The sequence below is a fragment of the Rhizobium sp. PRIMUS64 genome, from assembly GCF_023006465.1.
Lineage (GTDB): Bacteria > Pseudomonadota > Alphaproteobacteria > Rhizobiales > Rhizobiaceae > Rhizobium > Rhizobium leguminosarum.
In genome coordinates this window covers 1-26,053 of sequence record NZ_JALBGX010000093.1, presented here as the reverse complement: position 1 = coordinate 26,053, position 26,053 = coordinate 1, and the positions used below count along the sequence as shown (strand labels likewise).

Here is a 26,053-nt window from a genome sequence, read left to right as displayed (position 1 = left end):
AATGTTCCGCAAGCTGCTCGATCAGGGCCAGGCCGGCGACAACATCGGTGCGCTGATCCGCGGTGTGAACCGTGACGGCGTCGAGCGTGGCCAGATCCTGGCGAAGCCCGGTTCTGTCAAGCCGCACAAGAAGTTCATGGCAGAAGCCTACATCCTGACGAAGGAAGAGGGTGGCCGTCATACGCCGTTCTTCACCAACTACCGTCCGCAGTTCTACTTCCGCACGACCGACGTGACGGGCATTGTGACGCTGCCGGAAGGCACGGAGATGGTGATGCCGGGCGACAACGTCACGGTTGCCGTCGAGCTGATCGTTCCGATCGCGATGGAAGAAAAGCTGCGCTTCGCGATCCGCGAAGGCGGCCGCACCGTCGGCGCCGGTATCGTCGCGTCGATCGTCGAGTAATTAGCGGCTGGGCCACCAGGCCCAAGGAAAGGATAGGGACGCCGATCTCGGTGTCCCTCTCGATCTTTGAAACCGGTGGCCCGCTAACGTAACTGAAGGTAAGTCGTGTCCCTAAGTGGTGACACGCGGATAACAGACACAAGGATAAAGTCGAATGAACGGCCAGAATATCCGCATCCGCCTGAAGGCGTTCGATCACCGGATTCTCGATGCCTCCACGCGCGAGATCGTATCGACGGCTAAGCGCACCGGTGCAAGCGTCCGGGGCCCCGTTCCGCTTCCGACCCGCATCGAGAAGTTTACGGTCAACCGGTCCCCGCACATCGACAAGAAGAGCCGCGAACAGTTCGAGATGCGCACGCATAAGCGCCTTCTCGATATCGTTGACCCGACCCCGCAGACGGTAGACGCGCTGATGAAGCTCGATCTCGCCGCCGGTGTCGATGTTGAGATCAAGCTCTGAGACCTCGGGTCTTCGGGCTGAGTGAGAAGGATTGAACCGATGCGTTCAGGTGTGATTGCACAGAAGGTGGGAATGACCCGCGTCTATAACGACGCCGGCGAGCATGTCCCGGTAACGGTACTGCGTATGGAAGGCTGCCAGGTCGTAGCCACGCGCACTGTCGAAAAGAATGGCTATACCGCAGTTCAGCTCGGTGCCGGCCAGGCGAAGGTGAAGAACACGTCGAAGGCGATGCGTGGCAACTTTGCCATTGCCAACGTCGAGCCGAAGGCCAAGCTCACTGAATTCCGCGTGTCGGAAGATCAGCTGCTCGAGATCGGCACTGAGATCAAGGCGGGTCACTTTGCAGCCGGTCAGCTCGTCGACGTGACGGGCACGACGATCGGTAAGGGTTTTGCCGGCGCCATGAAGCGTCACGGTTTCGGCGGTCTGCGTGCCACGCACGGTGTGTCGGTGTCTCACCGCTCGCACGGTTCGACCGGCTCGCGTCAGGATCCGGGCAAGGTTTTCAAGAACAAGAAGATGGCTGGTCACATGGGCCAGACGCGCGTCACGACGCAGAACCTGGAAGTGGTTTCGACCGACGAAGATCGTGGTCTGATCCTGATCAAGGGTGCTGTTCCTGGTTCCAAGGGTGCTTGGATCATCGTGCGCGACGCCGTCAAGTCGGCCGCGAAGTAAGGGAGCCAGATCAATGGAATTCAACGTCAAGACCCTCGAGGGAAAAGACGCCGGGAAGGTTTCCCTTTCGGACGCGATTTTCGGCCTCGAGCCCCGTGAAGACATTCTCGCCCGCGTCATTCGCTGGCAGCTTGCCAAGAAGCAGCAGGGCACGCACAAGGCTAAGGGCCGCGCTGAAGTTTCGCGCACCGGCGCCAAGATGTACAAGCAGAAGGGTACGGGCCGCGCCCGCCACCATTCGGCTCGCGCTCCGCAGTTCCGCGGCGGCGGCAAGGCCCACGGCCCGGTCGTCCGCAGCCACGAGCACGATCTTCCGAAGAAGGTTCGTGCACTCGGCCTTCGCCACGCCCTTTCGGCCAAGATCAAGGCCGATGACGTCATCGTCATCGACAACCTGGTTGCCACCGAAGCCAAGACCAAGGCTCTCGCGTCCGTTTTCGAGACGCTCGGCCTGACCAACGCCCTCTTCATCGGCGGCGCAGAGCTTGACGGCAACTTCAAGCTCGCAGCTCAGAACATCCCGAACATCGATGTTCTGCCGATCCAGGGCATCAACGTTTACGACATCGTGCGCCGCGGCAAGCTCGTGCTTTCCAAGGCTGCGGTTGAAGCGCTAGAGGAGCGATTCAAGTGACCGATCTTCGCCACTACGATGTGATCGTCTCTCCGGCGATCACCGAAAAATCCACGCTGGTATCCGAAAACAACCAGGTTGTTTTCAATGTCGCCAAGCAGGCGACGAAGCCGGAAATCAAGGCTGCGGTCGAGGCGCTGTTCGGCGTCAAGGTCACGGCTGTCAACACTCTGCTGCGCAAGGGCAAGACCAAGCGGTTCCGCGGTTTCGTCGGCAAGCAGAAGGACGTGAAGAAGGCTGTTGTGACGCTGGCTGAAGGCCAGACGATCGACGTCTCCACCGGTCTCTGAGGTATAAGAAAATGGCATTGAAAACATTCAATCCGATCACCCCGAGCCAGCGCCAGCTGGTCATCGTCGACCGCTCGGCCCTCTACAAGGGCAAGCCGGTCAAGGCGTTGACGGAAGGTCTGACCAAGAGCGGCGGTCGTAACAACCTCGGTCGCATCACCGCCCGCTTCATCGGCGGCGGTCACAAGCGCACCTATCGTCTGATCGACTTCAAGCGTCGCAAGTTCGACATCGAAGGCACGGTCGAGCGTATCGAATACGATCCGAACCGCACGGCTTTCATCGCGCTGGTGAACTATGCTGACGGCGAAAAGGCTTATATCCTCGCTCCTCAGCGCCTGGCTGCCGGTGACAAGGTTATCGCTTCCGAGAAGGCTGTCGACGTCAAGCCCGGCAACACTATGCCGCTGCAGTTCATCCCGGTCGGCTCCATCATCCACAACGTGGAAATGAAGCCGGGCAAGGGTGGTCAGATCGCTCGCTCCGCCGGTGGCTACGCACAGCTCGTCGGCCGCGACCAGGGCATGGCGATCCTTCGCCTGAACTCCGGTGAACAGCGTCTCGTTCATGGCTCCTGCCTTGCTTCGATCGGCGCCGTCTCCAACCCTGACCACGCCAACATCAACGACGGCAAGGCCGGTCGTACCGTTTGGCGCGGCAAGCGTCCGCATAACCGCGGTGTTGTCATGAACCCGGTCGACCATCCGCACGGCGGTGGTGAAGGCCGCACTTCCGGTGGTCGCCATCCGGTGACACCGTGGGGCAAGCCGACCAAGGGCAAGCGCACCCGGTCGAACAAGTCGACCGACAAGATGATCATGCGCTCGCGTCATCAGCGTAAGAAGTAAGAGAGGAAGTCTCCAATGGCTCGTTCAGTATGGAAAGGTCCGTTCGTTGACGGCTATCTTCTCAAGAAGGCTGAGAAGGTTCGTGAAGGCGGTCGCAGTGAAGTGATCAAGATCTGGAGCCGTCGCTCCACGATCCTGCCGCAGTTCGTCGGTCTCACCTTCGGCGTCTACAACGGCAGCAAGCATATCCCGGTCAGCGTCAATGAAGACATGGTCGGCCACAAATTCGGTGAATTCTCTCCGACCCGCACCTACTACGGTCACGGCGCGGACAAGAAGGCGAAGAGGAAGTAACAATGGGCAAGGCAAAAGCCGAACGCCGGCTGAAGGACAACGAGGCGCAAGCAGTCGCCCGCACGCTCCGCGTCAGCCCCCAGAAGCTCAACCTGGTTGCTGCGGCTATCCGCGGCAAGAAGGTCGAGCGCGCACTCGCTGAGCTGGAGTTCTCCCGCAAGCGCATCGCAGGCGCCGTCAAGAAGACGCTCGAATCTGCGATCGCCAACGCCGAGAACAACCACGATCTCGACGTCGACTCGCTGGTTGTCGCCGAGGCCTATGTGGGCAAGTCGATCGTCATGAAGCGTTTCCACGCTCGTGGCCGCGGTCGTGCGTCGCGCATTGAAAAGCCCTTCGCGCACCTGACGATCGTCGTTCGTGAAGTGCAGGCAGCAGAGGAGGCCGCATAATGGGTCAGAAAATCAATCCAATCGGTTTCCGCCTCGGCATCAACCGTACCTGGGATAGCCGCTGGTTTGCGGACAATGCCGAGTACGGCCAGCTGCTGCACGAAGACCTGAAGATGCGCAAGTTCGTCATGAGCGAACTGAAGCAGGCCGGGATCTCCAAGGTGGTCATCGAGCGTCCGCACAAGAAGTGCCGCGTCACGATCCACTCGGCACGTCCGGGCCTGATCATCGGCCGCAAGGGCGCAGACATCGACAAGCTCCGCAAGAAGCTGTCGGAGATGACGAATTCGGAAACGCACCTCAACATCGTCGAAGTGCGCAAGCCCGAAGTCGATGCGACGCTGGTCGCTCAGTCGATCGCCCAGCAGCTCGAGCGTCGCGTGGCTTTCCGCCGCGCCATGAAGCGCGCCGTTCAGTCGGCGATGCGTCTTGGCGCCGAAGGCATCAAGATCACCTGCGCCGGCCGTCTCGGCGGTGCTGAAATCGCCCGTACGGAATGGTACCGCGAAGGTCGTGTGCCGTTGCACACGCTGCGCGCCGACATCGACTACGGCACGGCTGAAGCAGAAACCGCATTCGGCATCTGCGGCATCAAGGTCTGGATCTTCAAGGGCGAAATCCTTGAGCATGATCCGATGGCTTCCGAGCGCCGTGCGATGGAAGGTGACGCCCAGGGTCCGGCAAGCCGTGATCGTGACCGCGACAGAGACCGTCGCCGCGACAACGCTTGATAGCGCGCGTGGCAGAGAAGTTCGGAGAATAAGAAAATGTTGCAGCCAAAGCGTACCAAGTACCGCAAGCAGTTCAAGGGCCGCATCAAGGGCGTCGCCAAGGGCGGTTCTGACCTGGCATTCGGCGAATTCGGCCTGAAGGCACAGGAACCCAACCGCGTCAACGCGCGCGAGATCGAAGCGGCCCGCCGCGCGATCACGCGTTATATGAAGCGCGCCGGCCGTGTATGGATCCGCGTGTTCCCGGACGTTCCGGTAACCGCAAAGCCGACCGAAGTCCGTATGGGTAAGGGTAAGGGCTCCGTTGAATACTGGGCATGCAAGGTCAAGCCCGGCCGTATGATGTTCGAGATCGACGGTGTCAGCGAAGAAATCGCCCGTGAGGCGCTTCGCCTCGGCTCTGCCAAGCTCTCGGTCAAGACGCGCTTCGTTCAGCGCATTGCAGAGTAAGGGATTGAGCTCATGAAAGCCTCAGACGTTCGCGCGTTCAGCGCTGACCAACTCAAGGACGAGCTTGCCAAGCTGAAGAAAGAGCAGTTCAACCTGCGCTTTCAGAAGGCAACCGGCCAGCTCGAAAAGTCCTCGCGCATCAACGAAGTCCGTAAGGATATCGCCCGCGTGAAAACCATTGCCCGCCAGAAGGCGGCAGAAGTTAAGGCCTAAAGGAAGAAAAATATGCCGAAGCGCATCCTGCAGGGCGTCGTCGTTGGCGACAAGAACGAGAAGACGGTAGTGGTTCGTGTCGAGCGTCGTTTCGCTCACCCGCTGCTCCAGAAGACCGTTCGTCGTTCCAAGAAGTACAAGGCCCACGACGAGAACAACCAGTACAAGATCGGCGATACCGTATCCATCGAGGAATGCGCGCCGATTTCCAAGGACAAGCGCTGGACGGTGATTTCCGCCCAGGGCAAGTAACAGAATTTTGCGCGAGGCCTTGCGTCTCGCCGAAATATCTGTATGAAGCAGCGTCAGAACGCTCGAATGCCGGGCGTTCTTTTGCTTTGAGCGCACGGAAGGTCCCGTTCGGGAAACCACCCTGGCACGATCGATCCCGCGCTATTCAGCTATTGCCGCGTCTGTGCTGCCGTCATGGCAGCTCGGCCGGCGAAAATTTTCATAAGCCGGAGTAGGGGGCTAGCCCAACCATTCCGGTAAACCAAGAAGGCGACCTGATATGATTCAGATGCAAACAAACCTCGACGTCGCGGATAATTCCGGCGCACGTCGTGTCATGTGCATCAAGGTGCTGGGCGGCTCGAAGCGCAAGTATGCCTCGATCGGCGACGTCATCGTCGTTTCGATCAAGGAAGCGATCCCGCGCGGCCGTGTGAAGAAGGGTGACGTGATGAAGGCGGTTGTCGTTCGCACCGCCAAGGATATCCGTCGTCCGGATGGCTCCGTCATCCGCTTCGACACCAACGCAGCAGTCCTCATCGACAACAAGAAAGAGCCGATCGGCACCCGTATCTTCGGACCGGTTCCGCGCGAACTTCGCGCCAAGAACCACATGAAGATCATCTCGCTGGCTCCCGAAGTACTGTAAGGAGCGAAGCGATGCAGAAGATTCGTAAGGGCGACAAGGTCGTCATGCTCGCTGGCAAGGACAAGGGCCGTACCGGCGAAGTTGTCCAGGTCATGCCGAAGGAAGATCGTGCCGTTGTTCGTGGCGTCAACGTCGTCAAGCGCCATCAGCGCCAGACGCAGACCCAGGAAGCCGGCATCATCAACAAGGAAGCCCCGGTTCACCTGTCCAACGTTGCAATCATCGACAAGGACGGCAAGCCGACCCGCGTCGGTTTCAAGGTTGTTGACGGCAAGAAGGTCCGTGTGGCCAAGCGTTCTGGAGAAGTGATCGATGGCTGAGGCAAAATATGAGCCGCGGCTCAAGAAGGAATATGTCGAGCGCATCCGCAAGGCGATGCAGGAGCAGTTCTCCTACGCCAACGAGATGATGATCCCGAAGCTCGACAAGATCGTGATCAACATGGGTGTCGGCGAAGCGACCGCTGACTCGAAGAAGCCGACGGTAGCTGCCGCCGACCTCGCTGCGATCGCCGGCCAGAAGCCGGTCATCACCCGCGCACGTAACTCTATCGCAGGCTTCAAGGTCCGCGAACAGATGCCGATCGGCGCGAAGGTCACCCTGCGCGGCGCCCGCATGTACGAGTTCATGGACCGCCTCGTGAACATCGCGCTCCCGCGCGTTCGCGACTTCCGCGGCCTGAACCCGAAGAGCTTTGACGGCCGTGGCAACTTCGCCATGGGCATCAAGGAGCACATTGTGTTCCCTGAGATCAACTACGACAAGGTTGATCAGATGTGGGGCATGGACATCATCGTTTGCACGACGGCGACGACCGACGACGAAGCTCGGGCTCTTCTGAAAGAGTTCAGCTTCCCGTTCCGTCAATAACCGTAACGACGAGCGTAGAAAAGGAACCTGACATGGCGAAGACAAGCGCAGTTGAAAAGAACAAGCGCCGCCGTACTACGGTCGCCAACCAGGCCGCTAAGCGGGCTGGTTTGAAGGCGATCATCATGAACCAGGCTCTTCCGATCGAAGAGCGGTTCAAGGCCTCGATCAAGCTGGCATCCCTGCCGCGTGATGGATCGAAGACCCGTATTCGCAACCGTTGCGAAGTTTCGGGGCGTCCGCGCGCATATTACCGCAAACTGCGCATGTCGCGTATTGCGCTGCGTGAACTCGGCAATCTCGGCAAGGTGCCGGGTATCGTCAAGTCGAGCTGGTAAGGAGCAGGTTACATGACAATGACTGATCCGTTGGGCGATATGCTCACTCGCATCCGTAACGGCGCTTCCCGCCGCAAGTCGTCGGTCTCGACGCCTGCTTCGAAGCTCCGTGCACGTGTTCTCGATGTTCTGCAGTCCGAAGGCTACATCCGTGGCTATTCCGTTGTCGATTTCGGCAATGGCAAGTCGGAACTCAGCATCGAGCTGAAATATTATGAAGGCGCATCGGTGATCCGTGAGATCGGCCGTGTGTCGAAGCCGGGCCGCCGGGTTTATGTCTCGGTCAAGTCCATTCCGCAGGTCGCGAACGGTCTCGGCATCACCATCCTTTCGACTCCGAAGGGTGTGATGGCCGATCACCAGGCTCGCGAACAGAACGTTGGTGGCGAGGTTCTTTGCTCGGTCTTCTAAGATCGGGCAGGGATCTCCATAGCGAACAGACAGGATTGAAACATGTCTCGTATCGGTAAAAAGCCCGTTCAGGTGCCTGCTGGGATCACGGCTACGGTCGATGGCCAGAAGGTGACTGCAAAGGGCCCGAAGGGCGAGCTGTTTTTCGTTGCTAACGACGAAATCAGCCTCAAGCTTGAAAATAACGCCGTCGTCGTGACGCCGGTGAACCAGACCAAGGATGCGCGCGCAAAGTGGGGCATGTCCCGCACGATGATCGAAGGCATCTTCAAGGGCGTCAAGGACGGTTTCGAGCGCAAGCTTGAAATCAACGGCGTCGGTTACCGCGCCGCCATGCAGGGCAAGAACCTGCAGCTCGCTCTCGGTTTCAGCCACGACGTGATCTATGAGCCGCCGGTCGGTATCTCGATCGTTGTTCCGAAGCCGACGGAAATCGTCGTCAGCGGAATCAACAAGCAGCAGGTCGGTCAGGTTGCTGCCGAAATCCGCGAATACCGCGGTCCCGAGCCTTACAAGGGCAAGGGCGTCAAGTACGCTGACGAGCGGATCGTCCGCAAAGAAGGCAAGAAGAAGTAAGGATCACGCGAAATGGCTAGCAGGAAAGAAGCACTTGCACGTCGTGCCAACCGCGTGCGCCGTCATCTCAAGTCGGTGGCCAATGGCCGTCCGCGCCTGTCGGTTCATCGCTCCTCGAAGAACATCTACGCCCAGGTCATCGATGATGTGGCCGGCAAGACGCTTGCGTCTGCCTCCACTCTCGAGAAGGATCTGCGCGGTTCTCTGAAGACCGGTGCCGATACCGCCGCCGCTGCCGTTGTGGGCAAGCTCCTCGCAGAGCGCGCCTCCAAGGCCGGTGTTACGGAAGTCGTGTTCGACCGTGGCGCCTTCATCTATCACGGCCGCATCAAGGCTCTCGCCGAAGCGGCCCGCGAAGGCGGTCTCACCTTCTGATCAGTTTCCGGCCGGACGCTCAAGCGCCGGCCGGATTTTCGCCGGACCGCAGGCACTCTCCGAAAGGGGAGGCTGATGCGGTCCACATTTGTTTGCCGATTGCACCCGGAAAAGAAAAAGGAAGAGGACAATGGCACAGGAAAGAAGGCCGCAGCGGGACGACCGCCAGAGCCGTGAAGAGCGCGATAGCGAATTCGTCGACAAGCTTGTCGCGATCAACCGCGTCGCCAAGGTCGTCAAGGGCGGCCGTCGTTTCGGTTTCGCAGCACTCGTCGTCGTTGGCGACCAGAAGGGCCGCGTCGGCTTCGGCCATGGCAAGGCACGTGAAGTGCCGGAAGCCATCCGCAAGGCAACCGAAGCCGCCAAGCGCGAGCTGATCTTCGTACCGCTGCGTGACGGCCGTACGCTGCATCACGATGTTCATGGCCGCCACGGCGCCGGCAAGGTTCTGCTGCGCTCGGCCAAGGTCGGTACCGGCATTATCGCCGGCGGTCCGATGCGCGCCGTATTCGAGACGCTCGGCATGCACGACGTCGTCGCCAAGTCGACCGGTTCGTCGAACCCCTACAACATGGTTCGCGCCACCTTCGACGCTCTGAAGCACCAGGTTCACCCGAAGGACATCGCAGCTCAGCGCGGCATCAAGTATGCAACGCTGCAGGCTCGTCGTGGCGCCTCCGGCAACGCCTCTGAAGAATAAGAGGAGTTTGACAGATGGCCAAGGCTACCAAGAAGGCTGAAGCGAAGACTGTCACGATCGAACAGATCGGCAGCCCGATCCGCCGTCCGGACGTCCAGCAGCGCACGCTGATCGGTCTCGGACTGAACAAGATGCACCGTCGCCGCACGCTGGAGGATACTCCTTCGGTTCGTGGCATGATCCGTGCTGTCCAGCATCTCGTTCGCGTCGTCGACGAGAAGTGAGACGGAGGAAACGCTCATGAAACTCAATGAAATCAAGGACAACGAAGGCTCGACCCACAGCCGCAAGCGCCTCGGCCGCGGTATCGGTTCGGGCTCGGGCAAGACAGGTGGTCGCGGCGTAAAGGGTCAGAAGTCCCGTTCGGGCGTCGCCATCAATGGCTTCGAAGGCGGCCAGATGCCGATCTATCGTCGCCTGCCGAAGCGCGGCTTCAACAACATTTTCGCTTCCGATTTTGTTGTCGTGTCGCTGGCCCGTATCCAGACGGCGATCGACGCCGGCAAGCTCGATGCCAAGACGACCGTTGACGCAGCTGCCCTCAAGGCTGCTGGTGTCATCCGCCGCGTCAAGGACGGCGTTCGCGTTCTCGCCGACGGCGAGATCAAGGCCAAGATCACCATCGTCGTTGCAGGCGCCTCCAAGCCTGCCGTCGAGAAGATCGAAAAGGCCGGCGGCACCGTGACGCTGCTTTCGGCTCCGGCTGCAGCCGAATAAATAATCTGATGATATATCGCCCGGGGTGCTTCACACCGGGCGATTTTGCTCCCATATGTGGGCCTCACAAAAACTTGGCTGGCGCGCCCGCGTCATGCCGGTAAGACTCGAAAACAAGGGTGAGGCAAGGGGTTGCGCCGCAATCCGTCCTGAACCCGGTTTTGAATAATTTCATACTGATTCCGGGTCCGGTCTGTCCCCCCAGAGACGCCGGAATTGGTAGCGCGGAGAAACGCATGGCTTCTGCAGCGGAACAATTGGCATCCAACCTCAATTTTTCGACCTTCGCCAAAGCCGAGGATTTGAAGAAGCGCCTGTGGTTCACACTGGCAGCTCTCCTCGTCTACCGACTCGGCACGCATATTCCGCTTCCGGGTCTCAATCCCGAAGCCTATGCCCAGGCTTTCCGCGGCCAGTCAGGCGGCATTCTCGGCCTTTTCAACATGTTCTCGGGCGGCGCTGTTCAGCGCATGGCGATCTTCGCGCTCGGCATCATGCCCTATATCTCCGCTTCGATCATCGTGCAGCTCATGACCTCGGTGGTGCCGGCGCTCGAAAACCTCAAGAAGGAAGGCGAGCAGGGCCGTAAGATCATCAACCAGTATACCCGCTATGGTACCGTCATCCTCGGTGCGCTTCAGGCCTATGGCATTGCCGCCGGCCTTGAAAGCGGCCAGGGCCTCGTCGTCGAGCCAGGCTGGTTCTTCCGTGTTTCCACCGTTCTGACGCTGCTCGGCGGTACGATGTTCCTGATGTGGCTCGGCGAGCAGATCACCTCGCGCGGCATCGGCAACGGCATCTCGCTGATCATTTTCGCCGGCATCGCCGCCGGCCTTCCCACTGCTCTTGCCGGCACGCTCGAACTCGGCCGCACCGGTGCGCTGTCGACCTTCCTCATCCTGCTCGTCATTGTCGTCGCGATCGCCGTCATCGGCATCATCGTCTTCGTCGAGCGCGCCCAGCGCCGGCTGCTGATTCAGTATCCGAAGCGTCAGGTTGGCAATCGGATGTTCCAGGGCGATACCTCGCACCTGCCGCTGAAGCTCAACACTTCAGGTGTCATTCCGGCGATCTTCGCGTCGTCGCTGCTGCTGCTGCCGGCAACGGTCGCGGGTTTCGCCAACACCACGGCAATGCCTTCCTGGGCGACATCGATCGTCGCGGCCCTCGGCCATGGCCAGCCGCTCTACATGGTGCTGTACGGCGCGCTGATCGCCTTCTTCGCCTTCTTCTATACGGCTATCGTCTTCAATCCGAAGGACACGGCCGACAATCTGAAGAAGCATGGCGGCTTCATTCCCGGCATCCGTCCGGGCGAGCGCACTGCCGAATATATCGACTACGTGCTGACCCGCATCACGGTGATCGGCGCGATCTATCTCGTCTTCGTCTGCATTCTCCCAGAGATTCTGGTGTCGCAAACCGGCATTCCATTAGCCCTTGGTGGGACTTCGCTTTTGATCGTGGTTAGCGTAACTCTTGATACGGTTGCACAGATCCAGGGTCACCTGATCGCGCAGCAATACGAAGGCCTGATCAAGAAATCGAAGTTGCGTGGAGGAAAGAGGGGGCGATGAGACTTATCCTTTTGGGGCCGCCGGGCGCGGGTAAGGGAACCCAGGCCCAGCGGATCGTGGAAAAGCACGGCATTCCGCAGCTTTCCACGGGGGACATGCTGCGTGCAGCGGTTAACGCCGGCACGGATGTAGGCAAGCGCGCGAAGGCGGTTATGGACGCCGGCAAGCTCGTCTCGGATGAGATCGTCATTGCCATCGTTTCCGAGCGAATCGATCAACCCGATTGCGCCAACGGCTTCATTCTCGACGGCTTCCCCAGGACGCTCGTCCAGGCTGATGCCACCGAGGCGATGCTGAAGGCAAAGGGTCTCGGCCTCTCCGTTGTCATTGAATTCCGTGTCGATGATGACGAATTGATCCGACGTGTTGCCGGTCGCTACTCCTGTGCACAGTGTGGCAGCGTCTATCACGATACCGATAATGTTCCGGCTGCTGAGGGCGTGTGCGACAAGTGCGGTTCGACGCACTTCAAGCGCCGTCCCGATGACACCCCGGAGACCATGACGGCTCGGCTGCAGGTCTACTACAAGGAAACCTCGCCGCTGATCGGCTATTACCATGCCAAGGGCAAGCTCAAGTCCGTGGACGGCATGGCAGAGATCGATCAGGTGACGGCCGAGGTCGAAAGCATTCTTTCCAAGCTTTAAGGCTTTGAAAATAAACTTGGCGGAACGGTTGCTTTTCAGCAGTGATTCCGCTAAACACCGCGCCAACTCGCGACATTCCATGCGATCGGCGCGGATTTCCCAGGGAAGTCCGGGTGCGGTCGTTTTGACATGTTACGGACGTAAATCTGAACGGGCGGTTCTCAAGAGCCGCATAACGAAGCCCACTTGCCGGATGGCAACTGGAATGCAAGGAGAACAGGCGTGGCACGTATCGCTGGCGTCAACATCCCGACTGCGAAGCGCGTTGTTATCGCGCTGACCTACATTCACGGGATCGGTCCGAAATTCGCACAGGAAATCGTCGAAAAGGTCGGTATCCCGGCCGAACGTCGTGTGCATCAGCTGACGGACGCAGAAGTCCTTCAGATCCGCGAAGCCATCGACCGCGACTATCAGGTTGAAGGCGATCTTCGTCGTGATACCGCGATGAACATCAAGCGTCTGATGGACCTCGGCTGCTACCGCGGCCTGCGTCATCGCCGCGGCCTTCCGGTTCGCGGTCAGCGCACGCACACCAATGCCCGCACCCGCAAGGGTCCGGCAAAGGCAATCGCTGGCAAGAAGAAGTAATTTCCGGGAAACCGGGGTGGGGAGGCTGGCGGTCTGCGCCGGCCTCTTTTGAGTTTGGAGCGGGACCATATAGGCGCCGTTCCGGTGTAGCCGCTGGCATTACGGCGGTGAAGAGATCAACGAAAGGAATACCATGGCTAAGGAAGCCGTCCGCGTTCGCCGTCGCGAGCGCAAGAACATCTCGTCGGGTGTCGCTCACGTCAACTCGACCTTCAACAACACGATGATCACCATCACCGACGCGCAGGGCAATGCGATCGCCTGGTCGTCGGCTGGCGCCAAGGGCTTCAAGGGCTCGCGCAAGTCGACCCCGTTCGCCGCCCAGATCGCTGCCGAAGACTGCGCCAAGAAGGCCCAGGAGCACGGCATGAAGTCGCTGGAAGTCGAAGTTTGCGGTCCGGGTTCGGGTCGTGAATCGGCTCTGCGCGCGCTCCAGGCTGCAGGTTTCATGATCACGTCCATCCGCGACGTGACCCCGATCCCGCACAATGGCTGCCGTCCGCGCAAGAAGCGCCGCGTCTGATCATCGCTCTCGTCACCGGTGAGCGCCTTCGCGCTCCCGGTGGTTTTCAAGCTCGGTTGCCACGATTGGATGGTGGCAACGAACGGAAGGCAAACTCATGATTCAGAAGAACTGGCAGGAACTGATCAAGCCGAACAAGGTGGAGTTCTCTTCGAGCTCGCGCACCAGGGCGACGCTTGTTGCCGAACCGCTGGAGCGCGGCTTCGGCCTCACGCTCGGCAACGCGCTTCGCCGCGTTCTGCTCTCCTCGCTGCGCGGTGCTGCCGTCACGGCGGTGCAGATCGATGGCGTGCTGCATGAATTCTCCTCGATTCCGGGCGTCCGCGAAGACGTGACGGACATCGTGCTCAACATCAAGGAAATCGCCATCAAGATGGATGGCGATGATGCGAAGCGCATGGTCGTGCGTAAGCAGGGCCCGGGCGTTGTCACGGCTGGCGACATTCAGACGGTCGGCGATATCGAAATCCTCAACCCCGAGCATGTCATCTGCACGCTCGATGAGGGCGCCGAGATCCGCATGGAATTCACCGTCAACAACGGCAAGGGCTACGTTCCGGCCGAACGCAATCGTGCGGAAGATGCTCCGATCGGTCTCATCCCGGTCGACAGCCTCTATTCGCCGGTCAAGAAGGTGTCCTACAAGGTTGAAAATACCCGCGAAGGACAGGTTCTCGACTACGACAAGCTGAACATGACCATCGAAACCGATGGCTCGATCACCGGCGAAGACGCCGTCGCTTTTGCGGCGCGCATTCTCCAGGATCAGCTTGGCGTCTTCGTCAACTTCGACGAGCCGCAGAAGGAAACCGAAGAGGAAGCAGTTACCGAACTCGCTTTCAACCCGGCTCTCCTGAAGAAGGTGGACGAACTCGAACTGTCGGTCCGTTCGGCAAACTGCCTGAAGAACGACAACATCGTCTACATCGGCGACCTCATTCAGAAGACCGAAGCAGAAATGCTCCGCACACCGAATTTTGGTCGCAAGTCGCTGAACGAAATCAAGGAAGTTCTCGCTTCCATGGGCCTGCACCTCGGCATGGAAGTGCCGGCATGGCCGCCCGAGAACATCGAAGATCTCGCCAAGCGTTACGAAGACCAATACTGAGAAAACAAAAGGCAGGCTCTTTCGGCTGCCTTTCCCCGTCAAACAGCAGGCCGATCGCCTGCATGTGCCAGGAAACGGCAGGCCCACTTAGCGTAAGGGCACCTGCATTAAAGGAGAATAGCAATGCGCCATGGTAAAGCCGGCCGCAAGCTGAATAGAACTGCAAGCCACCGCAAGGCGATGTTCGCCAACATGGCGGCTTCGCTGATTACCCACGAGCAGATCGTCACGACCCTGCCGAAGGCCAAGGAAATCCGCCCGATCGTCGAGAAGCTCGTCACGCTCGGCAAGCGCGGCGACCTGCACGCTCGCCGTCAGGCGATCTCGCAGATCCGCGATGCCGCTGTCGTCTCGAAGCTGTTCGACACGATCGCAACGCGCTACGCCACCCGCAACGGCGGCTACCTGCGCATCATGAAGGCCGGCTTCCGCCAGGGCGACAATGCCGCCATGGCTGTGATCGAATTCGTGGATCGCGATGCCTATGCCAAGGGCGCAGCCGACAAGGCCCGCGTCGCTGCCGAAGAGCAGGCTGTCGCCGCTTAATCTTCCGCTCCTGCGGAAACAGAACAGCCGGGCTGCAAAGCCCGGCTGTTTTTGTTTCTGATATAGTGACGAGACCGGCTCCATTGCGCAAAATCATTCAGACTCGCTCTCCGCAGTTCCTTCCTCTGGCCGCCCTGTTTCTTGTCATCGTTCTCGGGCTGGTGCTCCGCAGGTTTGGCTATGCGGCCGGTCTGCCTTTTATCGTCGTCAAATATGGCGGATCGGCACACTGGGGAGCGATGGTCTATCTGCTCGTGGCGCTCTTTGTCACAAGGTCACGGCCGGCAGTAATTGCCGTCACAGCGCTGTTCATAGCGATCTCAGTGGAATTGTTCCGGCTTTATCATACGCCCTGGCTCGACGCGTTTCGGCTGACCACGGCAGGCGCGTTGTTGCTTGGCCGGGTATTTTCGCTTTGGAACATGCTGGCTTATGCCATCGGCATAGCCGCGGCCTGCGCCTTCGATCCCGCACGTCGGGCTGCGACGCATCCTCGCGGGTAAGTCTGCAATCCTACGAAACAGACGCTACTGCGCGATTGCGCGTCCGCCCTTTGCCCTTCTGCCTGTTGCGTGCGATTGGCCGATAGGAGCGGTAGAGGATGAGCGCGATGATCAGCCCGACATAGATATATTGCTCGAGGTCGAGGATCTTGGTCGAGAGCGCGAAGTGCAACGCCCCGCAGGCGGCGACGATATAGACGAGGCGATGCAGCCAGATCCAGTTCTTGCCGAGGCGGCGGATCGAGAGATTGTTGGATGTCAGCGCCAGCGGAATGAGCATCGCAAGCCCGGCCATGCCGAACATGATGAAGGGGCGCTTCAGCACGTCGTTGATGACGGCGGAAATATCCATCGCTTGGTCGAGCACCATGTAGACGGTGAAATGCATCAGCGCGTAGTAGAAGGTCAGCAGACCGAGGGCGCGGCGATAGCGTAGATAGTTCCAGCCGAAGAGCTCACGGGCAGGGGAAACGGCAAGGGTCAGGATCAGAAAACGGATCGTCCAGATGCCGAGGAAGAGCTCGAAGGTTTTGACCGGATCGGCGCCGAGCTGATCAGTCGCGCCGAGATAGAAAGTCCAGGCCGCAGGCACGAGCCCGACGACATAAAGCAGCCAGACGGAGGCGGGTTGCCAGCGCTTCGGGATGGCGAGCGACAGTTCCGCCATCAGAAATTCGCCTTCAGGTCCATGCCGGCATAAAGGCTCGCCACCTCGTCGGCATAACCGTTGAAGGGCAGGGTGGGATGGCGGCTCGCGCCGAAGAAGCCGCTTTCGCCGATGCGCCGTTCGCTCGCCTGGCTCCAGCGGGGATGGTCGACCGCTGGATTGACGTTGGCGTAGAAGCCGTATTCCTGCGGATTGGTGACCTGCCAGGTACTCTTGGGTTGCTGGTCGGTGAGTGTGATCCTGACGATCGACTTGATGCCCTTGAAGCCGTATTTCCACGGCACGACGAGCCGGATCGGCGCGCCGTTCTGGTTTGGCAGCGTTTCGCCATAGAGCCCGACGGCAAGCAGCGTCAGCGGATGGCGCGCCTCGTCCAGGCGCAGACCTTCGACATAGGGCCAGTCGAGCGACTGGAAGAAGCCCTTCTGCCCAGGCATCTCGTCCGGCCGCACGACGGTTTCGAATGAGACGTATTTGGCGCTGCCGAGCGGCTCCACCTTGTCGAGCAGCGATGCCAGCGGAAAGCCGTCCCAGGGGATGACCATGGACCAGGCCTCGACGCAGCGCATCCGGTAGGTGCGCTCCTCGATCGGGAATTCCTTCATCAGCGCCTCGAGGTCGAAGGTACCTGGCTTGTTGACCATGCCGTCGACCTTGATCGTCCAGGGCAGCGGCTTGAAATCGCTGGAAAGTGCTGCGGGATCACCCTTGTCGAGGCCGAACTCATAGAAATTATTGTAGGTCGTGACGTCCTTGAGCGGCGTCGCCTTCTCGTCGACCTTGTACTTGCTCTCAACGGCGGAGAGGGCCGCAGCGCTCGCCTTGCCGGCGCTGTAGAGCGCCATGGCGCCAAGTGCTGCCGCGCCGAGGAATTCACGACGGCGCACATAGATCTGGCGCGGCGTGATCTCCGATGACGCGATCTTCGGTGGGCGATAGGTTGGCATGTCGAAATCTCCTGGGCGGATTTCTGCAATATAGTCTTTAATCGAACCGCCCGCATGTTCGGATGAGTGTCTAAGCCTTGAATATTACAGACGTGAAGCCAATTTTTTGTGTTCGGCCGTGATGGAATAGGCTGTAACGAAACGTCGCGCCGTACCGTATATGATCGATGGGCCTCATGGCGCTCAGGCCATGGCGTACCGGATTTGGCCTTCACGGTAGTGACAGCCCCCGTCGATTGGATTAGGACAATTCGAAAAAGCAGCGTTTGCCCGGCCTGCAGGCTCCATGCCGCCCCGCTTCGCCTGATAATTCCGACACGTTGAGGAAGACACCGATGCCAGCTTACCGTTCCAGAACCACGACCCATGGCCGCAACATGGCGGGCGCCCGCGGCCTTTGGCGCGCCACGGGCATGAAGGATTCGGATTTCGGCAAGCCGATCATCGCGGTGGTGAATTCCTTCACCCAGTTCGTGCCCGGCCACGTGCACCTGAAGGATCTTGGCCAGCTCGTCGCCCGCGAGATCGAGGCGGCCGGCGGTGTTGCCAAGGAATTCAACACGATCGCCGTCGATGACGGCATCGCCATGGGCCATGACGGCATGCTGTATTCGCTGCCCTCGCGTGAGCTCATCGCCGACAGCGTTGAATACATGGTCAATGCCCATTGCGCCGACGCCATGGTCTGCATCTCCAACTGCGACAAGATCACCCCCGGCATGCTGATGGCGTCGCTACGCCTCAATATCCCGACCGTCTTCGTCTCCGGCGGTCCGATGGAAGCCGGCAAGGTCGTGCTGCACGGCAAGACGCATGCACTCGACCTCGTCGATGCCATGGTCGCCGCAGCCGATGACAAGATCAGTGACGAGGACGTCCAGACCATCGAACGCTCTGCCTGTCCGACCTGCGGCTCCTGCTCCGGCATGTTCACCGCCAATTCGATGAACTGCCTGACGGAAGCGCTCGGCCTGTCGCTGCCGGGCAACGGCTCGACGCTTGCCACCCACGCCGACCGCAAGCGCCTCTTCGTCGAGGCCGGCCATCTGATTGTCGATCTCGCCCGCCGTTACTACGAGCAGGACGACGTAAAGGCGCTGCCGCGCATCATCGCTTCCAAACAGGCGTTTGAGAATGCCATGACGCTCGATATCGCCATGGGCGGCTCGACCAATACGGTCCTGCACATCCTTGCTGCCGCCCATGAAGGCGAGGTCGATTTCACCATGGCCGATATCGATGCGCTATCGCGCCGGGTGCCGTGCCTGTCAAAGGTCGCCCCCGCCAAGAGTGATGTTCACATGGAAGACGTCCACCGCGCCGGCGGCATCATGTCGATCCTCGGCGAACTCGACAAGGGCGGCCTCTTGAACCGCGATTGCCCGACCGTCCATGCCGAGACGCTGGGCGATGCGATCGATCGCTGGGATATCACCCGCACCAACAGCGAAACCGTTCGCAACTTTTATCGTGCCGCTCCGGGTGGCATTCCCACCCAGGTCGCCTTCAGCCAGGAGGCCCGCTGGGACGAACTCGACACCGACCGCGAAAACGGCGTCATCCGCTCGGTCGAACATCCCTTCTCCAAGGATGGTGGTCTTGCCGTGCTCAAGGGCAACCTTGCGATCGACGGCTGCATCGTCAAGACTGCCGGCGTCGATGAATCGATCCTGAGATTCTCCGGCCCCGCCCGCGTCTTCGAAAGCCAGGATGCCTCCGTCAAGGCGATCCTTGCCAACGAGGTGAAGGCCGGCGACGTCGTCGTCATCCGCTACGAAGGCCCGAAGGGCGGCCCAGGCATGCAGGAAATGCTCTATCCGACGAGCTATCTGAAGTCGAAGGGCCTTGGCAAGGCCTGCGCGCTCATCACCGACGGCCGCTTCTCCGGCGGCACCTCCGGCCTCTCGATCGGCCATGCCTCGCCGGAAGCGGCAAATGGCGGCACGATTGGCCTGGTGCGCGAAGGTGACATGATCGACATCGACATCCCCAACCGCACGATCAGCCTGCGCGTCAGCGAGACCGAACTCGCCGCCCGCCGCGCCGATCAGGATGCCAAGGGCTGGTATCCCACAGAAGTCCGCAAGCGCAACGTCACGACCGCCCTGAAGGCCTACGCCGCCTTCGCAACGAGTGCGGACCGCGGCGCCGTGCGCGATCTGAACGCCCGCTGAGTCGCTTCAACCTGCGACCCGCTGATTAAGAGTCAGCTGCTCCGCCGACCGGTCGCTTTCAAAGCGGCCGGTTGATGTTTTTATAGGTCTCGCCGAGCTGCTTCAGCCGCTCGTCATAGACAGCCTTGATACAGGCCACATCCGCCCCGCATTCCTGCCGTTTCTTCAGCCAGGCCGTCTGCTCGTCCTGCAATGTGCCGCGCGAGCCCATCGCCAGCAGACCGGAGAGCAGTTCGAACGTGGTTGCCATCTTCACGTCGGCATCGTTGAGTGCGCGGTTGTCGCAGATCGCTTTCTCATCCGGCTTCAATTCCTTCGCATCGCAATCGAAGCTTGCTGCCTGTACCAGGTTGGATGCAATGAGCAGCATCGCAAAGCCGAGAGCCGCTGTCGTCGTTCTTGTCGTGATCATTCATATGTTCCTATTGCCGCCGGTCAGGCCAGCTTCCGCAGTGCCAGAGCCAGGAAGATGATGCAGATGAGCCAGACGGCAAGGATGAAGATCAGTCCGACCCGGCTGGAGGGACGTTCGATGCGCCTTGCCGCCTCCGTGCGAAGCTCGTTCATCACCTCTGCCGGAACGAGCCGGATCGCCAGCATGATGCCGAGCGGCACGATGAGGAGATCGTCGAGATAGCCGAGGATGGGGATGAAATCGGGGATGAGATCGATGGGCGACAGCGCGTAGGCGGCAACGGCGCCGGCCACCGCTTTAGCATGCCACGGCACGCGGGGATCGCGGGCGGCAAGCCATAGGGTCACGAGGTCACGCTTCAGTGACTTCGCCCAGTTTTTGGCTTTTGATATCAGTTGCATGGCCAATCTTCCTGAATCAAATTCATAATGACTTCAACCGGTTTCCAAGACGTCCCCTTGCCTTATTCTTCCATGCTTCCGCCCTCTTTCCTTTCTAGCGTCGGGCCGCAGAACAGGATGATTTCAGGCCGGTCGGCCTAAAATCTGAATCCTGTTCGCAATTAAATAGTTAGAGCATGATGTCGTCCGAAAACCGCTCACACTTTTCGGCATCATGCTCTAAAACGTTTCTCAAGAGGATTCAAAAGGGATACCCATGCAAGGCCTGTTCAAGCGCGCCTCCGTCTCGCTATTCGCTCTCATGCTCGTTCTGCCGGCTGCGGCCGATGCGCAGACGGCAAAGACCGTACCCGAGAGCCAGATGCAGATGCAGCTCTCCTTCGCCCCGCTCGTCAAACAGACGTCAGGCGCCGTCGTCAACGTCTATGCGGAAAAGACCGTCAAGCGGCAGTCGCCCTTTGCCGGCGACCCTTTCTTCGAGCAGTTTTTCGGCCAGCAGATGCCGAACCGTTCGGAGAAGCAGTCATCGCTCGGTTCCGGCGTCATCGTTGAGGCGAACGGCACTGTCGTGACCAACAATCATGTCGTCGAAGGCGCCGACGACATCAAGATCGCACTGTCGGATGGCCGCGAATTCCCCTGCAAGGTGGTGCTGCGTGATGACCGTGTCGATCTCGCCGTGCTGAAGATCGACACCAAGGAAAGCTTTCCGACATTGCCGATCGGCAATTCCGATACGGTCGAGGTCGGCGATCTCGTGCTGGCGATCGGCAACCCCTTCGGCGTCGGCCAGACGGTGACGAGCGGTATCGTCTCAGCACTTGCCCGCAACCAGGTGGTCAGGAACGAATTCGGCTTCTTCATCCAGACCGATGCCTCTATCAATCCCGGCAATTCCGGCGGCGCCTTGATGAACATGAAGGGCGAACTGATCGGCATCAACACGGCGATCTTCTCGCGCGGCGGCGGCTCGAACGGCATCGGCTTTGCCATCCCTGCCAATCTGGTCAAGGTCTTCCTCTCCTCTGCCGATGCCGGCGTCAAATCCTTCGAACGGCCCTATGTCGGCGCGAGCTTCGATGCCGTAACCTCGGAAGTCGCTGAGGCGCTGGGGCTTAACAAGGCCCGCGGCGCGCTCGTCGTCAAGGTCTCGGAAGGCGGGCCGGCCGCCAAGGCCGGGCTGAAGGCCGGAGAAATCGTCACTGCCGTCGACGGGATTTCTGTCGAACATCCGGATGCGCTGCTCTACCGGCTGACGACGGCGGGCCTCGGCAAATCGGTCAACCTCACCGTCGTCGAGAACGGCCGCGAGGAGCAGCTGCCGCTGACGCTCGCCCGTGCCCCGGAAACCTCGCCGCGCGACCAGCGCACGATCGGCGGGCATACGCCGTTTACCGGCGCCGTCGTCGAGAACCTGTCGCCCCGGGTCGCCGACGAGCTGCGCATGCCGCCGGAATCGGCAGGCGTCGTCGTATCCGAGGTGAAGGACGATTCGCCTGCTGCCCGTCTCGGTTTCGAACCGAAGGATATCATCGTCTCGATCAACGGCACGGATGTGAAGTCGACCAGCGAACTATCCCAGATCGCCGATAGCGACCCCGGCCTCTGGCGGGTCGAGATAGAGCGCGACGGCCAGCGCATCCGGCAATTTTTCCGATGAGCAACGATCTCTTCGCGCCGCGTGTTCCGGAGGAGGTCGCTGCCAGGCGGCCGCTTGCCGACCGGCTGCGGCCGAAGACGCTTGCCGATGTCACCGGTCAGGAACACCTGACCGGTGAGGATGGCGTGCTGAAAAGGATGATCGAAAGCGGCTCGCTCGGCTCGATGATCTTCTGGGGTCCGCCCGGCACCGGCAAGACGACGGTGGCACGGTTGCTTTCGGGCGAGGCGGGCCTGGCCTTCGAGCAGATATCGGCGATCTTCTCCGGCGTCGCCGATCTGAAAAAGGTGTTCGAGACAGCCCGTTTGCGGCGTATGGACGGCCGTCAGACGCTGCTCTTCGTCGATGAGATCCATCGTTTCAACCGCGCCCAGCAGGACAGTTTCCTGCCCGTCATGGAGGATGGCACCGTCATCCTCGTCGGCGCCACCACCGAGAACCCATCCTTTGAGCTCAACGCCGCTCTGCTGTCGCGTGCCCGTGTGCTCACCTTCAAGTCGCATGACGAGGAGAGCCTCGAGGAACTGCTGAAGCGTGCCGAGGCGATCGAGCAGAAGCCGCTGCCGCTGACGGAGGATGCTCGCGTCAGCCTGATCCGCATGGCCGACGGCGATGGCCGCGCGGTGCTGACGCTCGCCGAAGAAGTCTGGCGCGCGGCGCGCGAAGGCGAGAGCTTCGACACAGAAGGCCTGACGCGCATCGTCCAGCGCCGTGCCCCGGTCTACGACAAGGCGCAGGATGGTCACTACAATCTGATCTCGGCGCTGCATAAATCCGTACGCGGCTCGGATCCCGATGCCGCGCTCTACTATCTCGCCCGTATGTTCGATGCCGGCGAGGATCCGCTCTATCTCGGCCGGCGGCTGGTGCGCATGGCGGTGGAGGATATCGGTCTTGCCGATCCGCAGGCGCTGGTCATCTGTAATGCCGCCAAGGATGCCTATGAGTATCTCGGCTCGCCGGAAGGTGAACTGGCGCTGGCCCAGGCCTGCGTTTATCTCGCCACCGCGCCGAAATCGAATGCGGTCTACACTGCCTTCAAGGCGGCAAGCCAGGCCGCGAAGCAGAATGGCTCGCTGCTGCCGCCGAAGCATATCCTCAATGCGCCGACCAAGCTGATGAAGGGCGAGGGTTACGGCGAAGGTTATCGCTACGACCACGACGAGCCGGACGCCTTTTCCGGCCAGGACTATTTCCCGGAGAAGATGGGTCGCCAGATCTTTTACGATCCGCCGGAGCGCGGTTTCGAACGCGATATCCGCAAGCGGCTGGAATGGTGGGCAAAGCTTCGCAAGGAGCGCAATCCGCGCTGAGGCGCGGTGCCTGTTCGGTTGGTGAAGGAGCTCAGCCGCCAAGGACGATCGCTATTGCAACCAGAAGCAATCCGAGACAAGTCATCGTCATCCCTGCATAAAAGGGCCTGCCTCCTGAAAACGTCGCCCACGCATAGCCCGTCACAAATAGCAGCATAACAAGGAACAGGTTGCTGGCTCTCAGGGCAAGCTGCGCATTGTCGATGAGAAGGAAAGGGATAACTGCCGGAATGGAGGTGGCAGAAACCAAAAAGAAGATCGCAATTGCGGCAAACAGATCGCCTTTCGATAGGGACACCTTCACAGGATCGGCCCGAGATGCGAGCGTCAGGAGTGACCGATAGAGTGCGTCCGCATCGGCGGCCTTTCCAGAAAATGGTGCTTCTTCAATCGGGAATTCGTTCGCGAGCACCATGAGCGCCGCAGATTCACTTTTGGCGGCTTTGATTTGCCGAAAAAGGCGCAGCCGTCTGCTCCTGCGGAATGTCGTGCCCAGGATGAACAATACGGCGTCAATGATCCCCCAAGCGACATTGCATCCGATTGTTGCAACTAAAAGCTCCTGAACATTTAACCCCTCTTTTTCAAGAACAAGTCTCGAACCAATCGTCCACGTGAGCGCCATAATCAATCCGAAAAGTACTTCGCCGAGCGCATCGCCAGGATCGATGATATTGGTGATACGACCCATTGGGCTCGAAGTCATGGACTACTCCCCACGTTGTGAAGATCTTCGTCTGCTACCCCACTTACCCTCGGCGCATCAAATGGCGAGCCGAGTTGCATCTGGTGGCGCTGCGGCGCGGGCAAGCCTCGCGACAGGAGAACTGTGATCGACGTGGCAGTCTGATTCAATGATCCTGATCAAGGATCGGGGAGGATCTACGCGTTTTCCGAGGGCTTGATGGTTGCACGAGCGCCCTAATCGGGGGCGCCGGCTGGTTGGCAGGAGAGACGAGCCGAGAAGATGCGTGGTGCTGTCAATCTCAGGAAACGCGCGGCGTCTTCTGATTTGCCGGCGCGGCGATCACCTTGACGGACGATTCCGCAAGCCCGTGATGACCTTCCATGTCGACGACGACATGCCAGTGACCACTTTCCGGAACGGCGATCTTGATCGGCGATTTGCGCGCCACGCCGCCGATATATTTGAAATCGAGAACCTCGGTGAACCGCTGGAAATTCGGCGCCGTCATCAGGCGGACATTGTTCACCGCATTCAACGACACCTCGATGATCGTTCCGGCGCGTTGTTCCTTGAGATCATAATGGGTGAAGCGGAAATTCGGTTTCGGCATCGGTCTCGCGGCGTCTGAAGTCTCTGCGCCAGGATTTTACCAGCATGCCGGTTAAGGAAAAGTTGGATATTGGCCCCCAACCCATGTCTTCGGTCTCCCGCCGGCTGAAAACGGCGGGAGACCGATAAGATTTAGTGGATATTCGCGGTGCTACGCGCAAAGGGCGCGAATTCGAGCACCATGCCTGCGGCCGCCCTATGGATATCAGCCGAGGGGCAGTTGCATTCCCCTGCAGCGAAATGGAGGGCGGCCGCCTCATCGATGAAGAGCCCGCCAACGAGGCCATCGCGATCGTGGACGATCCAGCGGCCGCTTCTGTCGCGGCCGACGGTGAAGCGGGCAGAAGGCGAGGGCGCTGCGGAAGGCAGGCTGCGGCGTTGCTGTGCGTTTGCCATTGTAATGATTCTTCGGTCCTGATGGTTCAGCGGGAGATGAGGTTGAAGGTCATCTGCACCAGCCCGGCAAAGGCCATCGCTGCCCCAAGGCGGGGCGCAATGGCGGCAAGGCCGGAGAGCATCGGATGGGAGGGATCGGCGGCGAGTGTGCTGGGGTGGCTGCGTTGCAGCGGGTCGCTCTCGGCACTCGGTTCAGTCAGGCGTGACATCGGTTTGTCCTTTCGAAGTCTCACTCAACCGCCGCTTGATAGTGCGGCGGTGTCACGCCTTGGAAGATAGGCGTCTGCGGATAGGGTTTCCATTTGGCGCCAGAGAGGAAAATATAAAAATCTCATAGGGATAGCGCCATCCTCGTGCTGCTTTCGTCAAGGAAAGGCGCAAGCGCCTCGCCGATGGCCAAACACACCTCCGGCTCGGCGGCGACAAGCGGAAGGCGAAGCTCGGCCTTCAGCCCGCGCACCAGCCGCAGCGCATGCTTGATCCTCGCCGGATCGCCCTCCGGTCCGAGCGCTGATATCAGCGGCATCAGCCGGTCCTGCAGCGAACGCGCGGCCGAAAGGTTCCCGGCCCGGGCCGCCTGCTGCATCGAGATGAAGAGCCGCGGCACCACATTGGCGCCCGACGAGATCGTGCCGTCGCCGCCGGCGATGGTGAAGGCGAGCGCGGAAGGGTCGTGCCCGGAAAAGAAGCGGAAGCGCTGCCGCAGGATAGCCGAAAGGCCGACGAAGCGAGCGATGTCGCCCGTGGCGTCGCGGATGCCAAAGATTCCCGGGATGGTTGCCAGTCTGCCAAGCGTCTCCGTCGAAAGATCGCTCGCCGTCTGCGCCGGCGCATGGTCGATGATGACGGGCAGTCCGCTTGCCGCCGACAGCTGCTCGAAGTGGTAGACGATGCCCTGCTGCCCAGGCTTGGAATAATAGGGCACTGTGACGAGCGCTGCTGCGGCGCCGAGCACTTCCGCCTCGCGGGTGAGCGCGATCGTGCTGTCGGTGGAATTGGTGCCGGTGGCGGCGATGACC

40 protein-coding genes and 1 pseudogene are annotated in these 26,053 nt (G+C 60.3%); 32 read left to right on the top strand and 9 right to left on the bottom strand.

Annotation, left to right across the window (positions count from 1 at the left end):
• The 29 genes and pseudogenes from tuf to MOV76_RS27775 all read left to right on the top strand — a co-directional run.
• Nucleotides 1–406 (top strand): annotated as a pseudogene (tuf, locus tag MOV76_RS27915) (elongation factor Tu); the annotation flags it as partial.
• 154 nt (nucleotides 407–560) lie between these two features.
• Nucleotides 561–869, top strand: coding sequence for a 30S ribosomal protein S10 (gene rpsJ / locus MOV76_RS27910; RefSeq protein ID WP_003547547.1), 309 nt, complete (start codon nucleotides 561–563; stop codon nucleotides 867–869).
• 39 nt (nucleotides 870–908) lie between these two features.
• Entirely contained in the window at nucleotides 909–1,550 is a 642-nt protein-coding gene (gene rplC, locus MOV76_RS27905) for a 50S ribosomal protein L3 (protein ID WP_018067989.1), read from the top strand.
• A gap of 13 nt (nucleotides 1,551–1,563) precedes the next feature.
• Entirely contained in the window at nucleotides 1,564–2,184 is a 621-nt protein-coding gene (gene rplD, locus MOV76_RS27900) for a 50S ribosomal protein L4 (RefSeq protein WP_003573800.1), read from the top strand.
• Nucleotides 2,181–2,474 (top strand): 50S ribosomal protein L23, encoded by a 294-nt coding sequence (locus MOV76_RS27895; protein WP_003547550.1) that lies wholly within the window; start codon nucleotides 2,181–2,183, stop codon nucleotides 2,472–2,474. The genes rplD and MOV76_RS27895 overlap by 4 nt, the downstream gene beginning before the upstream one ends.
• A gap of 11 nt (nucleotides 2,475–2,485) precedes the next feature.
• Nucleotides 2,486–3,322 (top strand): 50S ribosomal protein L2, encoded by an 837-nt coding sequence (gene rplB, locus MOV76_RS27890; protein WP_018241641.1) that lies wholly within the window; start codon nucleotides 2,486–2,488, stop codon nucleotides 3,320–3,322.
• Nucleotides 3,323–3,337: 15 nt separating this feature from the next.
• Complete coding sequence (gene rpsS / locus MOV76_RS27885) at nucleotides 3,338–3,616, top strand: 30S ribosomal protein S19 (RefSeq protein WP_003547552.1); 279 nt, start codon at nucleotides 3,338–3,340, stop codon at nucleotides 3,614–3,616.
• Nucleotides 3,617–3,618: 2 nt separating this feature from the next.
• Nucleotides 3,619–4,008, top strand: coding sequence for a 50S ribosomal protein L22 (rplV, locus tag MOV76_RS27880; RefSeq protein ID WP_003547553.1), 390 nt, complete (start codon nucleotides 3,619–3,621; stop codon nucleotides 4,006–4,008).
• Nucleotides 4,008–4,739 carry a 30S ribosomal protein S3 gene (gene rpsC, locus MOV76_RS27875; RefSeq protein ID WP_003547554.1) on the top strand — a complete coding sequence of 244 codons (732 nt, stop codon included), beginning with the start codon at nucleotides 4,008–4,010 and terminating at the stop codon, nucleotides 4,737–4,739. The genes rplV and rpsC overlap by 1 nt, the downstream gene beginning before the upstream one ends.
• A 36-nt stretch (nucleotides 4,740–4,775) precedes the next feature.
• On the top strand, nucleotides 4,776–5,189 hold the full coding sequence (gene rplP / locus MOV76_RS27870; protein WP_003573792.1) for a 50S ribosomal protein L16: 414 nt from the start codon (nucleotides 4,776–4,778) through the stop codon (nucleotides 5,187–5,189).
• Between the two features lie 12 nt (nucleotides 5,190–5,201).
• Nucleotides 5,202–5,402, top strand: a complete 201-nt coding sequence (gene rpmC, locus MOV76_RS27865) for a 50S ribosomal protein L29 (RefSeq protein WP_018241642.1) — start codon at nucleotides 5,202–5,204, stop codon at nucleotides 5,400–5,402.
• Nucleotides 5,403–5,414: 12 nt separating this feature from the next.
• On the top strand, nucleotides 5,415–5,654 hold the full coding sequence (gene rpsQ, locus MOV76_RS27860) for a 30S ribosomal protein S17 (RefSeq protein WP_003547557.1): 240 nt from the start codon (nucleotides 5,415–5,417) through the stop codon (nucleotides 5,652–5,654).
• A 259-nt stretch (nucleotides 5,655–5,913) separates the two neighbouring features.
• Nucleotides 5,914–6,282 (top strand): 50S ribosomal protein L14, encoded by a 369-nt coding sequence (rplN, locus tag MOV76_RS27855; protein ID WP_003573790.1) that lies wholly within the window; start codon nucleotides 5,914–5,916, stop codon nucleotides 6,280–6,282.
• Between the two features lie 11 nt (nucleotides 6,283–6,293).
• A complete protein-coding gene (gene rplX, locus MOV76_RS27850; RefSeq protein ID WP_003547559.1) occupies nucleotides 6,294–6,602 on the top strand; it encodes a 50S ribosomal protein L24 in 309 nt (102 codons plus the stop codon).
• A complete protein-coding gene (gene rplE, locus MOV76_RS27845; protein ID WP_018067987.1) occupies nucleotides 6,595–7,152 on the top strand; it encodes a 50S ribosomal protein L5 in 558 nt (185 codons plus the stop codon). Before rplX ends, rplE begins: the two co-directional genes overlap by 8 nt.
• Nucleotides 7,153–7,184: 32 nt before the next feature.
• Entirely contained in the window at nucleotides 7,185–7,490 is a 306-nt protein-coding gene (gene rpsN, locus MOV76_RS27840) for a 30S ribosomal protein S14 (protein WP_003547561.1), read from the top strand.
• Nucleotides 7,491–7,502: 12 nt separating this feature from the next.
• Nucleotides 7,503–7,901 (top strand): 30S ribosomal protein S8, encoded by a 399-nt coding sequence (gene rpsH, locus MOV76_RS27835; protein WP_003547562.1) that lies wholly within the window; start codon nucleotides 7,503–7,505, stop codon nucleotides 7,899–7,901.
• 42 nt (nucleotides 7,902–7,943) lie between these two features.
• Entirely contained in the window at nucleotides 7,944–8,477 is a 534-nt protein-coding gene (gene rplF / locus MOV76_RS27830) for a 50S ribosomal protein L6 (RefSeq protein WP_017963907.1), read from the top strand.
• A gap of 12 nt (nucleotides 8,478–8,489) precedes the next feature.
• A complete protein-coding gene (gene rplR / locus MOV76_RS27825; RefSeq protein ID WP_018241643.1) occupies nucleotides 8,490–8,852 on the top strand; it encodes a 50S ribosomal protein L18 in 363 nt (120 codons plus the stop codon).
• A gap of 130 nt (nucleotides 8,853–8,982) precedes the next feature.
• Nucleotides 8,983–9,552: a 30S ribosomal protein S5 gene (gene rpsE, locus MOV76_RS27820; protein ID WP_017963908.1), complete on the top strand. Its 570-nt coding sequence runs from the start codon at nucleotides 8,983–8,985 to the stop codon at nucleotides 9,550–9,552.
• A 14-nt stretch (nucleotides 9,553–9,566) separates the two neighbouring features.
• Entirely contained in the window at nucleotides 9,567–9,776 is a 210-nt protein-coding gene (gene rpmD / locus MOV76_RS27815) for a 50S ribosomal protein L30 (RefSeq protein ID WP_003547566.1), read from the top strand.
• Between the two features lie 16 nt (nucleotides 9,777–9,792).
• Nucleotides 9,793–10,269 (top strand): 50S ribosomal protein L15, encoded by a 477-nt coding sequence (rplO, locus tag MOV76_RS27810; RefSeq protein WP_003547567.1) that lies wholly within the window; start codon nucleotides 9,793–9,795, stop codon nucleotides 10,267–10,269.
• 236 nt (nucleotides 10,270–10,505) lie between these two features.
• The gene (gene secY, locus MOV76_RS27805) at nucleotides 10,506–11,846 is read left to right on the top strand and encodes a preprotein translocase subunit SecY (RefSeq protein ID WP_018447022.1); all 1,341 of its coding nucleotides are present in this window, start codon (nucleotides 10,506–10,508) and stop codon (nucleotides 11,844–11,846) included.
• Nucleotides 11,843–12,493 carry an adenylate kinase gene (locus MOV76_RS27800; RefSeq protein WP_247265741.1) on the top strand — a complete coding sequence of 217 codons (651 nt, stop codon included), beginning with the start codon at nucleotides 11,843–11,845 and terminating at the stop codon, nucleotides 12,491–12,493. Before secY ends, MOV76_RS27800 begins: the two co-directional genes overlap by 4 nt.
• Nucleotides 12,494–12,715: 222 nt before the next feature.
• Nucleotides 12,716–13,084 (top strand): 30S ribosomal protein S13, encoded by a 369-nt coding sequence (gene rpsM, locus MOV76_RS27795; protein ID WP_003573772.1) that lies wholly within the window; start codon nucleotides 12,716–12,718, stop codon nucleotides 13,082–13,084.
• Nucleotides 13,085–13,217: 133 nt separating this feature from the next.
• Complete coding sequence (gene rpsK / locus MOV76_RS27790; protein ID WP_003547577.1) at nucleotides 13,218–13,607, top strand: 30S ribosomal protein S11; 390 nt, start codon at nucleotides 13,218–13,220, stop codon at nucleotides 13,605–13,607.
• Between the two features lie 97 nt (nucleotides 13,608–13,704).
• Entirely contained in the window at nucleotides 13,705–14,715 is a 1,011-nt protein-coding gene (locus MOV76_RS27785) for a DNA-directed RNA polymerase subunit alpha (RefSeq protein WP_003547579.1), read from the top strand.
• A gap of 123 nt (nucleotides 14,716–14,838) precedes the next feature.
• A complete protein-coding gene (gene rplQ, locus MOV76_RS27780) occupies nucleotides 14,839–15,261 on the top strand; it encodes a 50S ribosomal protein L17 (protein WP_003558556.1) in 423 nt (140 codons plus the stop codon).
• Between the two features lie 83 nt (nucleotides 15,262–15,344).
• Complete coding sequence (locus tag MOV76_RS27775) at nucleotides 15,345–15,764, top strand: DUF2809 domain-containing protein (protein ID WP_247265740.1); 420 nt, start codon at nucleotides 15,345–15,347, stop codon at nucleotides 15,762–15,764.
• A gap of 10 nt (nucleotides 15,765–15,774) precedes the next feature.
• On the opposite strand, the gene msrQ is transcribed toward MOV76_RS27775, so the two are convergent.
• Both msrQ and msrP read right to left on the bottom strand, forming a co-directional pair.
• Nucleotides 15,775–16,431, bottom strand: a complete 657-nt coding sequence (gene msrQ, locus MOV76_RS27770; RefSeq protein ID WP_018241649.1) for a protein-methionine-sulfoxide reductase heme-binding subunit MsrQ — start codon at nucleotides 16,429–16,431, stop codon at nucleotides 15,775–15,777.
• Complete coding sequence (msrP, locus tag MOV76_RS27765; RefSeq protein ID WP_247265739.1) at nucleotides 16,431–17,378, bottom strand: protein-methionine-sulfoxide reductase catalytic subunit MsrP; 948 nt, start codon at nucleotides 17,376–17,378, stop codon at nucleotides 16,431–16,433. Before msrP ends, msrQ begins: the two co-directional genes overlap by 1 nt.
• A 335-nt stretch (nucleotides 17,379–17,713) precedes the next feature.
• Here msrP and ilvD point away from each other — a divergent pair, with 335 nt between their 5' ends.
• Nucleotides 17,714–19,552 (top strand): dihydroxy-acid dehydratase, encoded by a 1,839-nt coding sequence (gene ilvD, locus MOV76_RS27760; protein ID WP_182566029.1) that lies wholly within the window; start codon nucleotides 17,714–17,716, stop codon nucleotides 19,550–19,552.
• 58 nt (nucleotides 19,553–19,610) lie between these two features.
• Here the strand turns inward: ilvD and MOV76_RS27755 are convergent, their stop codons facing one another.
• The gene (locus MOV76_RS27755; protein ID WP_018241652.1) at nucleotides 19,611–19,964 is read right to left on the bottom strand and encodes a lysozyme inhibitor LprI family protein; all 354 of its coding nucleotides are present in this window, start codon (nucleotides 19,962–19,964) and stop codon (nucleotides 19,611–19,613) included.
• 23 nt (nucleotides 19,965–19,987) lie between these two features.
• A complete protein-coding gene (locus MOV76_RS27750; protein ID WP_247265738.1) occupies nucleotides 19,988–20,368 on the bottom strand; it encodes a YkvA family protein in 381 nt (126 codons plus the stop codon).
• A gap of 256 nt (nucleotides 20,369–20,624) precedes the next feature.
• Between MOV76_RS27750 and MOV76_RS27745 the strand changes: the two genes are divergently transcribed.
• Together MOV76_RS27745 and MOV76_RS27740 are read left to right on the top strand one after the other, a co-directional pair.
• Nucleotides 20,625–22,028, top strand: coding sequence for a DegQ family serine endoprotease (locus MOV76_RS27745; RefSeq protein WP_018447016.1), 1,404 nt, complete (start codon nucleotides 20,625–20,627; stop codon nucleotides 22,026–22,028).
• On the top strand, nucleotides 22,025–23,341 hold the full coding sequence (locus MOV76_RS27740) for a replication-associated recombination protein A (protein WP_018241655.1): 1,317 nt from the start codon (nucleotides 22,025–22,027) through the stop codon (nucleotides 23,339–23,341). Before MOV76_RS27745 ends, MOV76_RS27740 begins: the two co-directional genes overlap by 4 nt.
• Before the next feature lie 31 nt (nucleotides 23,342–23,372).
• On the opposite strand, the gene MOV76_RS27735 is transcribed toward MOV76_RS27740, so the two are convergent.
• From MOV76_RS27735 to MOV76_RS27715, 5 genes are all read right to left on the bottom strand, one after another.
• Complete coding sequence (locus MOV76_RS27735; protein WP_247265737.1) at nucleotides 23,373–24,047, bottom strand: VIT1/CCC1 transporter family protein; 675 nt, start codon at nucleotides 24,045–24,047, stop codon at nucleotides 23,373–23,375.
• A gap of 280 nt (nucleotides 24,048–24,327) precedes the next feature.
• Nucleotides 24,328–24,639, bottom strand: a complete 312-nt coding sequence (locus MOV76_RS27730) for a DUF1883 domain-containing protein (RefSeq protein WP_018241657.1) — start codon at nucleotides 24,637–24,639, stop codon at nucleotides 24,328–24,330.
• Nucleotides 24,640–24,770: 131 nt separating this feature from the next.
• Nucleotides 24,771–25,034 carry a hypothetical protein gene (locus MOV76_RS27725; RefSeq protein ID WP_247265736.1) on the bottom strand — a complete coding sequence of 88 codons (264 nt, stop codon included), beginning with the start codon at nucleotides 25,032–25,034 and terminating at the stop codon, nucleotides 24,771–24,773.
• 26 nt (nucleotides 25,035–25,060) lie between these two features.
• Nucleotides 25,061–25,243, bottom strand: coding sequence for a hypothetical protein (locus tag MOV76_RS27720; RefSeq protein ID WP_247265735.1), 183 nt, complete (start codon nucleotides 25,241–25,243; stop codon nucleotides 25,061–25,063).
• A gap of 122 nt (nucleotides 25,244–25,365) precedes the next feature.
• Nucleotides 25,366–26,053: dihydrodipicolinate synthase family protein (locus MOV76_RS27715; RefSeq protein WP_247265734.1), on the bottom strand; the 688-nt coding region annotated here is incomplete at its 5' end.